This is a genomic window from Streptomyces sp. NPDC127595 (assembly GCF_042671685.1).
Classification (GTDB): Bacteria; Actinomycetota; Actinomycetes; order Streptomycetales; family Streptomycetaceae; genus Streptomyces.
In genome coordinates this window covers 17,008-29,173 of sequence record NZ_JBHXWK010000015.1, presented here as the reverse complement: position 1 = coordinate 29,173, position 12,166 = coordinate 17,008, and the positions used below count along the sequence as shown (strand labels likewise).

Below are 12,166 nucleotides of genomic sequence, written 5' to 3'. Positions count from 1 at the left end.
ACCTTGGTCTTCGGTGGCACCGGCGCCCCCTCACCACGCAGAGCACCCTCAGCATCCCGCCGCGAGCACCCAAGTGGTCTCAGAACTCGGCGATATCACTTTCCGCCAACACCGGGCGGTGTCGCCGCCGATCGACAACCGGTGTCAGAACTCCCGAGCTTCTTGTAGCAGGGCGGCGGCCATGGCCAGGCCTCGGTTCTGCCAGTAGTTGCGTACCACGTACGGGATCTTGAGACCACGAGCAGCCCATGGCAGGCTCATGCCGCATGATCGATGAATTCGCGAAGGACAACCTGCACGGAAGACTGCGGCGGGACCGCAAGGCGCTGCTCTGGAAACTCGACGGCTTGTCCGAATACGACGCCCGCCGGCCTTTGACGGCGACCGGGACCAACCTCCTCGGACTGGTCAAACACGTGGCCGCCGTCGAGGCCAGGTACTTCGGCGAGGTCTTCGGCCGCCCTTCCCCGGAGGCGCTGCCCCGGTGGCAGGACCACAACGGCAACGACCTGTGGGCGACCGAGGACGAGACCCTCGACCAGATCATCGGGTTCTACCGGCGCACGTGGGAACACTCTGACGCGACGATCAACGAGCTTCCCCTCGACGCCCCCGGCCACGTGCCGTGGTGGCCGGAGCCCCATACCAAAACGAACCTGTTCGCCGTCATGGTCCATGTCCTCGGCGAGTCCATCCGGCATGCCGGACACGCGGATATCCTGCGCGAGGGCCTCGACGGCCGGACCGGGATGCGCGCCGAACACGAGCAGCAGATCGACGAGGAAGCCCGAGCAGCCTACTGCGCCAAGATCGAGCAGGCTGCCAGGTCGGCCGCACCAATCAAGGCTTGGCCAGCGGTCTAGCGGTGGGTGAACGAGCGCATGGTCCGCGTGTAGTCCCATTCGGACTGCTCCACACCGGAGCAGGTGCCGTCGTGCACACCGGGGCAGTCACCGTTGTCCCGGCCCAGGGCCCAGAAGGAGAGGGAGGCGATGCCCTTCTCCCCCGCCCACTTCGTGACGGCCTTGGCGTCGGCGAGCGTGAAGATCTCCGGCGGGCCGGTCTCGCCGCAGCACCCGTAGTCGTCCAGACCGATCATCTCGGTGATGCCGACCATTCCCCACAGCTGCTTCGACTTCCGGTCGGGGTAGATCTCCTTCAGGGTGGCGACCAGACTGTCCGCCGCGGTGAAGGTGTCGGCGGCCATGTCGTGCTGCTTACCGTCCCAGTAGTCGAAGGTCATGATATTGACGAGATCGATATCCGCACCGTTGACCACGGCGTTGGTCAGCGGCACTTTGCCGTTCGCCTCAAGGCCGGTCGGCGACGACGGAAGGGTGTAGCCGAACTGGACCTCGCGATGGGTCCGCTTCGCCCACTCGTCGACCAGGGCGATCGCCTTGTTGCGCCGGTCGACCCCTGCGGTGTTGTTCAGCGACGTCCCCTCGACGTCGAGGTCGAGCCTCGTGATGCCGTAGGTGGTGATGACCTTCTCGTAGGCGGCCGCGATACGGCTGACATCGGTACAGCTGTCCGCGATGTCCGTGCCCAGCCCGCTGGCGGCGCCGCCCCCGAAGGAGACAGAAACATCCCCGCCCCGGCTCTTGATCTTCGCGATCTCCTTGCCGTAGACAGAGGTGGAGATCGGGGTCTCGGGCAGGCCGTTCCACAGCGGTTCGCAGGAACCGGGCTCCTCGGTCTGCACGAACGCCATGGTCAGGTAGCTGGCCCCCGACTCCTTGGCCAGCGCCGCGGGGTCACCGGGCCGATAGCTCTGGAAGTACGGAGCGAACACGTGCGCCGGCATGGTGCGGGACGAGCCGAGCGAGGCGGCCGAGGCCTGCTCGGCGGACGAAGCTCCTGTCATGCCGGCGGTCAGAGCCGCCACAACTGCCACCACTGCGGCTGATCTACGGAGAATCGGACGGAATACGGACACGTCTATCACCTTTGGGGGATCCGGCATCGTGACAATCAGGCATTGATATCCACACCGATACCAAGGACCGTCGCCCATCAAAAAGCGGTGGAACTCCAGCCAAGTCGGGCAATCCCGGAAATGCGCGCACCACATCACGAGATGCGGTGAGTTGACCGACTAGGCCTCCACTTTGGATCATTAATATGGCTGCCACAATTCACCGAAGTCAAGGGATCTTTACGCCACTTGAAAGTCGGCGGCTGGAGACCTTTCATGGCTGGGGTTACGGCAGTTGGAGGTCGAGTCCGGTCTTGGCCATGAGCCCCTCGATGAGGCGGGGTCGGTACTGCATCCGTTTCAGCCGCGTCTTGACCAGCGCGGTGAGCTGGTCAATGTTGTGTTTGGTGAGGTTGGCCAGGGACCTCTTCAGGTGCGGCCACACACCCTCGACCGGGTTGAACTCCGGGGCATACGGCGGTAGTTGGTAGACGGTCAGCCATAATCGCGCGGCGATCAGCCGTCGCATCGTAGGGCTGACGTGCGGGTGTTCAAATTGTCCCAGACCAAGACGATGGGGCCGCCGAGCTGCTGGTGCGCGGCCTCGAGCAGGCGGGCGTAGTCGGTCTCGGTGAAGCCCTTGCGTCGGCCTTTGGCGGGGCCTGGGTCCATGTGAATGCGGTAGATCAACCGTGGCGTGCGGCCGGCCGTGGTGCAGATCAGCGCGGCCATCGAGACCCGTTTGATGCCCGCGGCGGTGCCCTTCACGACCGGCGTGCAGCCTCGATGGCCCCAGGTGCGGCCCTTGGCCGGCCTCAGACCCTGACCTGCCTCGTCCTGGAAGCAGAGCCAGGCGCCCAACTCCGCCGCCCTCTTCTTATGACGGGCCACTGCTCCTCCTTCCACACGGCGATCCTCGGCTCGTCCCGCTCGGTGGCCTTACGCGCCGGGACCTGCACGCTCCAGCCGATGCGGTGCAGCAGCAGGTCCAGCCCGGCCAGGGTGTAATCGACCCCGAACCGGCGGCGCACGACCTCGCCAATGCGGGCCGGCGTCCAGCACTGGTCACTCCTGCCGGCGTACGGCGCAATGTGCACCGCCAGGTACAGATGAACGTGCGTCGCTCCCCAAGGACACCAAGCCGGGTGTGCGGCTGATTCAGCGCTGTCAGTGAGCCAGGGCATGATCCGGTGGATGCGCTACACAACGTGGACTTCAGATCGCATGTTTGTCTCCTATAGGCAGTACTACCTGCAGGGCGACGACTTCCTCAGCGAGTACGACGACACCGACACGGTCGAGCGGATCTACGCGGGAAACTGCCTGGCGGCCGGAGGCCCAGAACACCTCACGGTGCTCGCCGGCACGCACACCGGCTGGATACGTCTGACCACCCAGCACTGCGCAGATGAACCACTCCTGCCCGGCCAGGAGTGGGAGACCGTAGTGGACGTGAGCATCTGCAGCACGAGTGGCGTCCTGCGGCTATTCCGATGGGGCGGGGATGTCGAGGAGGATGCCGGGAACTTCGCAACGGCCGGCGCGGGCTGGTACCGCGTCCGCGTCCAGGCGCGCGGACGCGATGAAGGCGATGAAGGCGATGCACACGAAGGCGACACTACTGTGGAAGAACACTTTCTGAGCGCCTGGCCGGCACCACCGCAACCCGACACCGTCCACCGCGCAAACGACACCTTCGCCCGGACGCACTACGACGCCACCCGGCCTCCCGGCCAACCCATTCAACCCTGAGAACGTTCACCTGTACTGCGTGGAGCAACCAAAGGTGTACGCCAACAACTCCAGCCACACGTGGCCGGACCGGCCTCCAACACCGCCTCCAGAGCACGCAGTTGACCGGCACCGAGCTTGCAGCGGGCGCCGCCGGAGCCCTTGGAGACCAGCGCCTGGCGGCCGCCCTAGGCCAGGGTCCGACGCCAGCGGTTCGCCGACATCCGCGTCAGCCGGAACCGCCGGGCCGCCTCCCGGTCACTGGCCCCCGCCTCGATCAAGTCAGCTGCGGCGAGCCGGACTTGCTCACGCCGAACCCGCTCCTCGGCTGTCAGTCCACCGCCATCGGGATACCTCACCCCTCCGGCATAGCGCGGCCCACACCAACCGTCACGACCAGACGTAACCCGCACCGTTAAAGATCTCTAGAGGTCGCCTCACGTGACTTGATGTTCGTGCGGCCCCCTGCCGGTCGTAGGTGCCGATCCGTCGAAGCGTCTGGTCCCTGATGAACTCTGGGAGCCGACCGCGCCGTTGCCGTCGTCGTTCGCTGCTCGTCCGCAAGGTGTGGCGACCGCTCCGCGTGACGCGCGGGCCGTGTTCGGCCGTGGTGTACGCGCTGACCAGCGACTGTGCTTAGCGGCATCTGCCACCGCGTTCGGCACGCCGCCCGCCACCGCGCAACGCTGCTTCACGCTATGGACCGAGGCCGGCCTGCGGCGTCGACTGCACCAGGCGGTGCAGGACGAACTCGGGGCCCGGGGCGAGGTGGACTGGACCTCGGCGATCGTCGACGCAGCCTTCGTTCGCGCCAAGAACAGGGGGGATCGCTTACGGGGCCGAACCCGTTCGATCGCGGCAAGAAGCGCACCAAACCGCACGTGCTGTCCGATGCCAGGGCATCCCGCTCGCCGTCGCCGTGTCCGGCGCGAACATGCACGACAGCCTCGCTCTCAAGCCTCTCATCCGCCGCATACCCACTGCCCGGTCCGAGGACCACGGCGACGCCCCCGTCAAACCCCACGCGGACAAGACGTACTTCGCCGCCGACACCTGGCCTGGCTGCACAAGCGCGGACTCGTCGCGCGCATCACGCCGCCCGGCATCGAGTCCGGCGAACGCCGCGGTCGTCACCGCTGGAGGATCGAGCGGTCGATCGCCTGGCTCTTCGACTGCCGCCGCCTCACCCTCCGATACGAACGAAGGGGCTCGCACCGCCTCGTCTTCCTCGGCCTGGCCGCCGGGCTGAACATCATCACCGGTCTGACCGGCTACGTCTCGCTCGGCCAGGGCGCCTTCGTCGGACTCGGCGGCTACACCATCGGGACGCTGGCGACCCACTTCGACGGCGTCTCGCCCTGGCTCTGGGTCCCGGCGGCAGGTGTCGTCACCGCGCTGGTGGCCGTCCTCCTCGGACTGGTCTCGCTGCGCTCGCGCGGACCCTCCTTCGTCATCATCACCGTGGCGTTCCTCTTCCTCACCCAGGTCATCGCCATCAACTGGGTGGACCTCACCAACGGCACCGCCGGACTGACACTCCCCCTGCCGTCGTGGAGCCGCGACATCATCAACTGGCCCTTCTACTACACCCTGGTGGCCATACTCGCCCTGCAACTGCTGATGACGTGGTGGATCAGGCGGACGAAGTTCGGCATGGGTCTCGTCGCCATCCGTGAGGACGAGACCAAGGCGGCCACCATCGGGGTGGCGCTGCCCACCCACAAGGTCCTGGCGTTCGTGGCCAGCAGTGTCTTCGTCGGCATGGCAGGCGCGGTGTACGGCTACTACCTGACCTTCATCGACCCGCGGGGCATGTTCAGCATCCTGATCAGCGTGCAGATCGTCCTGTCGCTGCTCATCGGCGGCAAGGCCACCCTGTGGGGTCCGGTGATCGGCGCGTTCGCCATCGAGCCGCTGAACGAGTACGCGAACAACAGCCTCGGCGGGGGCAACACCCGGCTCTTCCTCTTCGGCGGACTGCTGATGGCCGTCGTGATCCTCCTTCCCAACGGCGTGCTCCCCGCGGTGGAGTCGCTCCTGCACCGGCGCCGCACCTCCGGCAAGGCCGGCCTCGTGGGAGCCCGGATCGGCACCGGCGGCTCCCTCGCCTCGCTGACCTCCTACGCGGAACGCGTCCCGCCCCCGGACCACGGGAGCACCCCGGCCCCCGCCCTGCTCGAAGTCTCCGGCCTGCGCAAGAGCTTCGGCGGGTTGAAGGCAGTCGACGGCTGCTCGTTTCACGGTGCCCGAGGGCTCCATCACCGGTCTGATCGGACCCAACGGCTCCGGAAAGACCACCGTGTTCAACCTGATCGACAACACCATCGCGCCGGACGCGGGCCTGATCACGCTGGCCGGCCGGCGGATCGACACCCTCCCCTCCTGGGAACGGGCCCACCTCGGCCTCGGCCGTACCTTCCAGATCACCCGGCTGTTCGGTGAGATGACCGTCCTGGAGAACGTCGTCGCCGCGCAGCGGAGTTTCTCCTGGCGACAGCTCGGCCGGATCGCGGTAAGCGGCGCGGAGGCGGCGGCCGCGGACGAGTTGCTGGAGTTCGTCGGCATGCGGGCGTTCCGCGACCAGAAGGCGCAGGCTCTCTCGTACGGTCAGCGCAAGCTCGTCGAGCTCGCGCAGATCCTCATGCTCGACCCCAGGATCATCCTGCTCGACGAGCCGGCCGGCGGCATCAACCCGGTCCTCATCGAGCGGATGGGCGAGATGATTCGCGAGCTCAACTCGTACGGCAAGACGTTCCTGATCGTCGAGCACAACATGCCCTTCCTCCTCGATCTGTGCGACCCGATCCATGTGCTCGCCCGCGGATCGGTCATGGCCTCCGGCACCCCCGAGGACATCAAGGCCGACCCCCATGTCATCGACGCCTACCTGGGCGACGACTTCCAACTGGAGCAGGAGGCGGTGAAGTGATGTTGGAGATCCGCGGCCTGGTCGCCGGTTACGGCGGGGGCGACGTCCTGCAAGGCGTCGACATCGACGTCGACAAGGGTGCTCTCGCGTGCATCGTCGGGCCGAACGGCGCCGGCAAGTCCACCGTGCTCAAGGCCGTCAGCGGCCTGCTCACACCGCGCCTGGGAGAGATCCGGCTGGCCGGGCAGCGCATCGACCGGTGCTCGCCCGCGGAGATCCTGCACCGCGGGATCTCCCAGGTGCCACAGACGGGCGCCCTGTTCCCCAACCTCACCGTCCGGGAGAACGTGCTGCTCGGCGCGTACATCATTCGCCGGGACCGCAAGCTGGTCCGCAAGCGGTACGACGAGGTCGCCGAACTCTTCCCCCTGGTCGCGACGCGGGCCGACGACAGCGCGGGCAACCTCTCCGGCGGCCAGCGCCGAATGGTGGAGTTCGCCCGGTCCCTGATGCTGGACCCCGCCCTCCTGCTGCTCGACGAGCCCTCCGTCGGTCTCGATCCCAAGGCGCTGCACGCGCTGTACACCTCGGTGATGGTCCTGCGCGACCTCGGCAAGACGATCCTCATCGTCGAACAGAACGTGCGCTTCGGCATGCGGATGGCCACCGATGGCGTGGTGATGGAGAGCGGCCGCGTGGTCGCGCAGCGTCCCGCAGAGGCCATCCTCTCCGACCCGGACCTCGCCCAGATGTACTTCGGCGGCACCACCGGCCACGCACCGTCGGCAGACCGGGGGGAGCCCAAGTCGGCTACACGGTAGGGGTGACGTAGAACGGCACCTTCTCCAGGCGGAATCCGGTCGGGCTGGGGCGGGCACCCAGCATGACCTCTTCGTACTTGGTGTCGCCGATCGGTATCTCCTCGGAGAGGACCTTCCCGTCGACCTCGGCACCGGAGGCCAGCCGGGGCGCGCCATGACGCGGATGTGGGTCGGCTCGAGGATGACGGTCTTGCCGGTCGGGGCATGGCTGAGCTGGAGTCCGCCGGGGTGGAAGATCCGCCCCTGTGGGTATCCGCTGCGCGAGCGATCGCCTCCGACTCCGCAGTACCTTCAGCCGCTACGGCTGCCGTTCCTCCGTTCGTTGCAGCCGAAGCGACCCCAACTCCGACGGCCGGCACCACACTTCCGAGAAGTGCCGCAGCCATCGCCCCGATCCGCACCCTCTGGCGCCGTTTGCCGCACCGCCACCGTGTCTCCTCAGCCAGCGCCACCCGCCGGCGGCCGACGCACCACGCCCCTGTCGGCTCACCGCAACCACCGCCGCGACGACCAACCGCGCACCCCGGGGATCGGGGATCTTGTCTCGGTTTCTGGACCCGGGTGTCGTGATCGGATGCGAGCACTTCGGCGTGGGCACCCGATTTTCTGTTCCCGTGTCCGGCGCACGGGTGTTGCGCTTCGCCTCAAACCATTCACCCGGGCCAAGACCGCCGACCAGATCCCGGCAAGTTTGCGCTCCGGCCGAAAAAGTCGACGATCGCCGCGTTCACCGCGTTCGGGTTCTCCAGGTGACCGTAGTGGCCGCAGTCGGTGATTTCCCGGTAGGTGCCGCGGGGAATGGTCTCGGCGACCTCTCGGCCCAGATGTGGTGGGGTCACCACGTCGTCTGAGAAGGCGAGGATCAGGCATTCGGGCTCGATGCGGCGGTAGTCGTGCAGGCGGCCCGGCAGCAGGTCCATCGTCAGTTGGGAGCGGCTCAGCGACTCGCTGGGTGGGGACATTTCGAAGATGTCCAGCCAGTCGCGGACCGTCTGGTCATCGCGCAGGGTGCGGGGGGAGAACCAGCGGAGCAGGCTGACGGCCGCCTCGTAGCGGGGCGGTAGCTTGACGCCTTGGTCGTAGCGCTCCAGTTCGGCCGCAGCCAGCGCCTCGCGCAGGGCGTCCGTGCGGCCGCGCGTGCCCATCAGCACGGCCTGGTCGATCAAGTCCGGGCGGGCCAGCGCGACTTCCTGCGCGATGATCGCCCCCAGGGAGAAGCCGACGAGGCGGCAGGGGCCGACGTCGAGGTGCTCGATGAGTCCCACGACGTCGGCGGTCATGTCTGCCAGCGTGAACCCCTCCGGGCACACATCGGTCGGCGGCACCCCCCGGTTGTCCAGGGTGATCGCGCGGTAGCCGGCGTGGTTGAGCGCGGGCACCTGGTGCGCCCGGAAGGTCCGGCCGCGCGAGCCCGTGCCGGCGATGAGCACGACCGGGTCGCCGGTGCCGTACTCCTCGTAACTGAGGTGGATCCCGTTGATCACACTGATCGGCATCGGCCGTCCTTCGTCTGGCGCCGGGGAGGCGGCGCGGGTCATGCTGCGGCGCGGGTCATACCGTGCGCAGTGCCTCGGTGGGCTGCATCCGGGCCGCGCGGATCGCCGGGAGCAGTCCGGCGATCGCGCCGATGGCCAGCGCGGATCCGACGCCGCCCATCCACGCCTCGGGGGGAACCACGACCGTCCAGCCCTTGACGGAGGTGTAGACGACCGTGGCCACGACTCCGCAGAAGACGCCCACCGTCCCGCCGATCCCGGCGAGCAGCACCGCTTCGGAGAAGAACTGGGTGCGGATGTGTCCGCGGGTCGCACCCAGTGCGCGCCGCAGTCCGATCTCCGATCGGCGTTCCAGGACCGAGATGACCATGGTGTTGGCGACCCCCACCCCGCCGACCAGCAGCGCCACCGCGCCCAGGCCGAGGAACAGGCCGTTGAGCGCCGACTCCGCGGCCGCCCGGGCGACCAGCGCGTCGGACGGGTTGCTGACCGTGGCGTTCGCCGGGTCCTCCGGGTTGGCGGTCCGCGCCAGCACCGAGTGCACGTCGTTCACGTAGTCGGTCTGCGACCTGACGTAGATGGTGGTGGGGTGCCCGCTGTAGTTGAGATAGCGCTCAGCGGCCGGGTAACCGACGAGTACGGAGGCGTCGATCTCCGGGGCGAGGGCCGCCTTTTCGAGGATGCCGATCACGTAGAACCACTGGTCGCCGAGCCAGATCCGCTGCCCGGTGCGTATCCGGTCGATCCCGAGGCGCTTGGCCGCGTCGTAGCCCAGCACCGCGGTCGGCTGGGTAGCGGTGGCCTTGTTCAGGAACGCGCCGTGGGCGACCTTGGTGCGCACCGTCGCGGGCAGCTGCAGGCTCGTCGCCTGGACCTTGAGCCCGTTGGTGTTGAGCGTCGGAACCAGCGGACTGCGGTACACCTTGGCCGTGGTGACGCCGGTGTTCTCCACCTGCTGCACCGGGCCGATACGAGAGATCATTCCCGGGGCCGTCTTGGGGAGTTTCACCTCGTTGCCCTGGATGTCCCTGCCGGGGGTCACGGTCAGCATATTGGTGCCGAGCCGGTCGATCTCGGCCAGCAGTCCGGCCTGCGACGAGGCGGACAGCCCGAGTACGGCCACGATCGAGGCCACCCCGATCGCGATGCCCAGCGCCGACAGGGCCGCCCGCAGCCGCCGGGTGCGCAGCCCGACGCTGCCCGTGCGGGTGAGGTCGACGAACCCCAGATGTCCGGGGCGGTAGGTCACGGTCACTGGCTCCAAGCCCCCTTTCGGGACGCGTTGTCGGCGACTACCCGGCCGTCCAGCATCTCGATGCGGCGGGGCAGCTGGGCAGCCATGTCCCGGTCGTGCGTGATCACGACGATGGTGGCGCCCTGCTGATTCAGGTCGGTCAGCAGCGACAGGATCGCCGAGCCGTTGACGCTGTCGAGGTTGCCGGTGGGCTCGTCGGCGAGCACGATCGCGGGGCTGCCGACCAGCGCACGGGCGATCGCGACCCGCTGCCGTTCGCCGCCGGACAGCTTGGACGGCCGGAACTCGGCGCGGTGCGCCAGCCCGACCCGGTCCAGAGCCTCGGCCGCCGCCCGGCGCCGGGCCGTCCGGCCCACGCCCGCGTACAGGAGCCCGTCGGCGACGTTCTCCAGCGCACTGGTGTGGTCGGCCAGGAAGAACTGCTGGAACACGAAGCCGATCTCGGTGGCCCGCATCGCCGCCAGCTGACGGTCGCTCATCTGCGCGACATCGGTGCCGGCGATGCGCATGACGCCGGCGCTCGGCCGATCCAGCGTGCCCATGACGTTGAGCAGCGTGGACTTGCCGGAACCCGACGGGCCGACGATTGCGACCAGTTCGCCGCGTTTGATGGTGAAGTTCACCCCGCCGAGGGCCACCACAGGCGACGCACCGCCCGGGAAGAGGCGGGTCACCCCGTCCAGTTCCAGAACCGGGGACTCGGCGCCCCCCTCCGGCGCGTCGGCCACCACCGCGATATCGCCCGCGCGGGCGCTGAGTTCACTCATGACGTCGGCACCACAATCCGCTGACCGGCCTTCAGACCGTCCCCGGTGACCTCGACGAGTCCGCTGTCCTGGTCGAACATCCCCAGCTCGACCGGCACCAGCCGGCGCTCGCCGCCGGAGCCGACCACCTCGACGCCGTAACCGCCGTCAAGCAGCGCCAGCAGGGAGTTCACCGGGACGTTCAGCACGTCGTCGGCGCTGCCGGTGATGATCGACACCTGTACCGGCGCCTGGTCGAGACTGCCGGTGGCCTTGGGGTCGTTGGGCTCGATGCCCACCGTGACCTTGGCGCCCTGGTTGTCGCCGCCCGACTCGGCGACCCGGCCCACCGACGTCACCTTGCCCTCGGTCGTCTTCAGGTCCGGCAGCGTGATCGTCACCTTGTCACCGCGCTTCACCTGCGACTGGTAGGCGGTGTCGATCTGCACCGAGACGTACCGGCGCAGCGAGCTGGCTGTCAGCACCGCCATCCCCGGCTGGGCCTGGGCACCCAGCTTGAGGTTCACCTTGGTCACCTTGATCGTGTCCTGAGGCAAATACACCACCTCGCTCATCGACAGCTTCCCGTCCTCCTCCAGGCCGAAGTCGTCCTCCATCTCCTTGACCGCGGCCTTGGTCAGGTAGCTGTAGTCGCTGGAGGAGGAACTCAGGTAGCTGCTGTAACCGAGCTTGACCAGCGCGGCGTTGAGCTGTTTGACGTCGGCTCCCTCGTCGCCCTGCTTCAGATCCCGGAATACCGGGATGGATCCCTTCAGGAAGATGACCGGCTTGCCGTTGACCTCGTACAAGACCTGGCCCGCGCGGCGCTGGTCGCCCGCCTTGGGCACTCTGGTGACCACACCGCTCGCCCGGCCGACGGCCTCATAGCTGCCGGCGTAGGCCAGCGTGCCGTTGACCGATGTGCGAGCGGACACCGTGCCCCGCTTCACGGTCGCTGTACTGATGGGCGTCTTGTCGCTGGTGTCGTCGGCCTTGGCTTCCTGGTCGAAGGGGACGACCAGGTAAGCGGCGACGGCCGCTCCCGCGGTGCCGATCACCAGGATCGTCACGATCGTCCACCGACGGCCCTTGCGCCGCCCGGTCTCCGCGGTCGCGGGCTCCGTGTCCTTGCTCTGCGTAGGGGAGGGCATCACATCCACCGTCCGTCACCGCCCAGCCGCCGCGCCTGGCCGTGTTCATGCACGCGCATACCCGTCTCCTTCGACTGACCTTCATCAGCTGCCTATTTGCCTGCTGGTTTTGTTCTACGGGAGCGGCGGTTTCGGGACGGTATCGCCCGCCGCCGAATTCCTGGAGCCGTGGGCGTGAC

The 12,166-nt window shown here is 67.9% G+C and carries 13 protein-coding genes and 1 pseudogene; 5 read left to right on the top strand and 9 right to left on the bottom strand.

Going from position 1 to position 12,166, the window contains the following annotated elements; translation table 11 throughout:
* Positions 1-266: 266 nt before the first annotated feature.
* Positions 267-863, top strand: coding sequence for a DinB family protein (locus ACFVKT_RS35125; RefSeq protein WP_385739266.1), 597 nt, complete (start codon positions 267-269; stop codon positions 861-863).
* Here the strand turns inward: ACFVKT_RS35125 and ACFVKT_RS35120 are convergent.
* The 4 genes from ACFVKT_RS35120 to ACFVKT_RS35105 all read right to left on the bottom strand — a co-directional run bounded on the left by ACFVKT_RS35120 (position 860) and on the right by ACFVKT_RS35105 (position 3,102).
* Positions 860-1,867 (bottom strand): chitinase, encoded by a 1,008-nt coding sequence (locus ACFVKT_RS35120; protein ID WP_385739263.1) that lies wholly within the window; start codon positions 1,865-1,867, stop codon positions 860-862. The two genes, ACFVKT_RS35125 and ACFVKT_RS35120, sit on opposite strands and share 4 nt — an antisense overlap.
* A 337-nt stretch (positions 1,868-2,204) precedes the next feature.
* Complete coding sequence (locus tag ACFVKT_RS35115; protein WP_385739260.1) at positions 2,205-2,447, bottom strand: transposase; 243 nt, start codon at positions 2,445-2,447, stop codon at positions 2,205-2,207.
* Positions 2,435-2,809: a transposase gene (locus tag ACFVKT_RS35110; RefSeq protein WP_385739675.1), complete on the bottom strand. Its 375-nt coding sequence runs from the start codon at positions 2,807-2,809 to the stop codon at positions 2,435-2,437. Before ACFVKT_RS35110 ends, ACFVKT_RS35115 begins: the two co-directional genes overlap by 13 nt.
* Entirely contained in the window at positions 2,734-3,102 is a 369-nt protein-coding gene (locus tag ACFVKT_RS35105; RefSeq protein ID WP_385739257.1) for a winged helix-turn-helix domain-containing protein, read from the bottom strand. Before ACFVKT_RS35105 ends, ACFVKT_RS35110 begins: the two co-directional genes overlap by 76 nt.
* 10 nt (positions 3,103-3,112) lie before the next feature.
* Here ACFVKT_RS35105 and ACFVKT_RS35100 point away from each other — a divergent pair, with 10 nt between their 5' ends.
* A complete protein-coding gene (locus ACFVKT_RS35100) occupies positions 3,113-3,670 on the top strand; it encodes a hypothetical protein (protein ID WP_385739254.1) in 558 nt (185 codons plus the stop codon).
* A 167-nt stretch (positions 3,671-3,837) separates the two neighbouring features.
* Here the strand turns inward: ACFVKT_RS35100 and ACFVKT_RS35095 are convergent, their stop codons facing one another.
* Positions 3,838-4,008 carry a helix-turn-helix domain-containing protein gene (locus ACFVKT_RS35095; RefSeq protein ID WP_385739251.1) on the bottom strand — a complete coding sequence of 57 codons (171 nt, stop codon included), beginning with the start codon at positions 4,006-4,008 and terminating at the stop codon, positions 3,838-3,840.
* A gap of 532 nt (positions 4,009-4,540) precedes the next feature.
* Here ACFVKT_RS35095 and ACFVKT_RS35090 point away from each other — a divergent pair.
* The 3 genes and pseudogenes from ACFVKT_RS35090 to ACFVKT_RS35080 all read left to right on the top strand — a co-directional run.
* Positions 4,541-5,632 (top strand): annotated as a pseudogene (locus ACFVKT_RS35090) (hypothetical protein); the annotation flags it as partial.
* Positions 5,633-5,891: 259 nt separating this feature from the next.
* Complete coding sequence (locus tag ACFVKT_RS35085; protein ID WP_385739248.1) at positions 5,892-6,578, top strand: ABC transporter ATP-binding protein; 687 nt, start codon at positions 5,892-5,894, stop codon at positions 6,576-6,578.
* Complete coding sequence (locus tag ACFVKT_RS35080; protein ID WP_385739245.1) at positions 6,578-7,339, top strand: ABC transporter ATP-binding protein; 762 nt, start codon at positions 6,578-6,580, stop codon at positions 7,337-7,339. Before ACFVKT_RS35085 ends, ACFVKT_RS35080 begins: the two co-directional genes overlap by 1 nt.
* A 653-nt stretch (positions 7,340-7,992) precedes the next feature.
* Here the strand turns inward: ACFVKT_RS35080 and ACFVKT_RS35075 are convergent.
* From ACFVKT_RS35075 to ACFVKT_RS35060, 4 genes are read right to left on the bottom strand one after another with little or no spacing between them, the layout of a single operon-like run.
* The gene (locus ACFVKT_RS35075; RefSeq protein ID WP_385739242.1) at positions 7,993-8,835 is read right to left on the bottom strand and encodes an alpha/beta fold hydrolase; all 843 of its coding nucleotides are present in this window, start codon (positions 8,833-8,835) and stop codon (positions 7,993-7,995) included.
* A gap of 55 nt (positions 8,836-8,890) precedes the next feature.
* Positions 8,891-10,090, bottom strand: a complete 1,200-nt coding sequence (locus tag ACFVKT_RS35070) for an ABC transporter permease (protein WP_385739239.1) — start codon at positions 10,088-10,090, stop codon at positions 8,891-8,893.
* Positions 10,087-10,857, bottom strand: a complete 771-nt coding sequence (locus ACFVKT_RS35065; RefSeq protein ID WP_385739236.1) for an ABC transporter ATP-binding protein — start codon at positions 10,855-10,857, stop codon at positions 10,087-10,089. The genes ACFVKT_RS35070 and ACFVKT_RS35065 overlap by 4 nt, the downstream gene beginning before the upstream one ends.
* Complete coding sequence (locus ACFVKT_RS35060; protein WP_385739233.1) at positions 10,854-11,987, bottom strand: efflux RND transporter periplasmic adaptor subunit; 1,134 nt, start codon at positions 11,985-11,987, stop codon at positions 10,854-10,856. Before ACFVKT_RS35060 ends, ACFVKT_RS35065 begins: the two co-directional genes overlap by 4 nt.
* Positions 11,988-12,166: the final 179 nt, after the last annotated feature.

Excerpts from the sequence above, each read along its gene's own strand:
- ACFVKT_RS35125 (WP_385739266.1), top strand. The coding sequence starts at position 267 with ATGATCGATGAATTCGCGAAGGACAACCTGCACGGAAGACTGCGGCGG.
- ACFVKT_RS35120 (WP_385739263.1), bottom strand. The coding sequence starts at position 1,867 with ATGACAGGAGCTTCGTCCGCCGAGCAGGCCTCGGCCGCCTCGCTCGGC.
- ACFVKT_RS35115 (WP_385739260.1), bottom strand. The coding sequence starts at position 2,447 with ATGCGACGGCTGATCGCCGCGCGATTATGGCTGACCGTCTACCAACTA.
- ACFVKT_RS35105 (WP_385739257.1), bottom strand. The coding sequence starts at position 3,102 with ATGCCCTGGCTCACTGACAGCGCTGAATCAGCCGCACACCCGGCTTGG.
- ACFVKT_RS35100 (WP_385739254.1), top strand. The coding sequence starts at position 3,113 with ATGCGCTACACAACGTGGACTTCAGATCGCATGTTTGTCTCCTATAGG.
- ACFVKT_RS35080 (WP_385739245.1), top strand. The coding sequence starts at position 6,578 with ATGTTGGAGATCCGCGGCCTGGTCGCCGGTTACGGCGGGGGCGACGTC.
- ACFVKT_RS35075 (WP_385739242.1), bottom strand. The coding sequence starts at position 8,835 with ATGCCGATCAGTGTGATCAACGGGATCCACCTCAGTTACGAGGAGTAC.
- ACFVKT_RS35065 (WP_385739236.1), bottom strand. The coding sequence starts at position 10,857 with ATGAGTGAACTCAGCGCCCGCGCGGGCGATATCGCGGTGGTGGCCGAC.
- ACFVKT_RS35060 (WP_385739233.1), bottom strand. The coding sequence starts at position 11,987 with ATGCCCTCCCCTACGCAGAGCAAGGACACGGAGCCCGCGACCGCGGAG.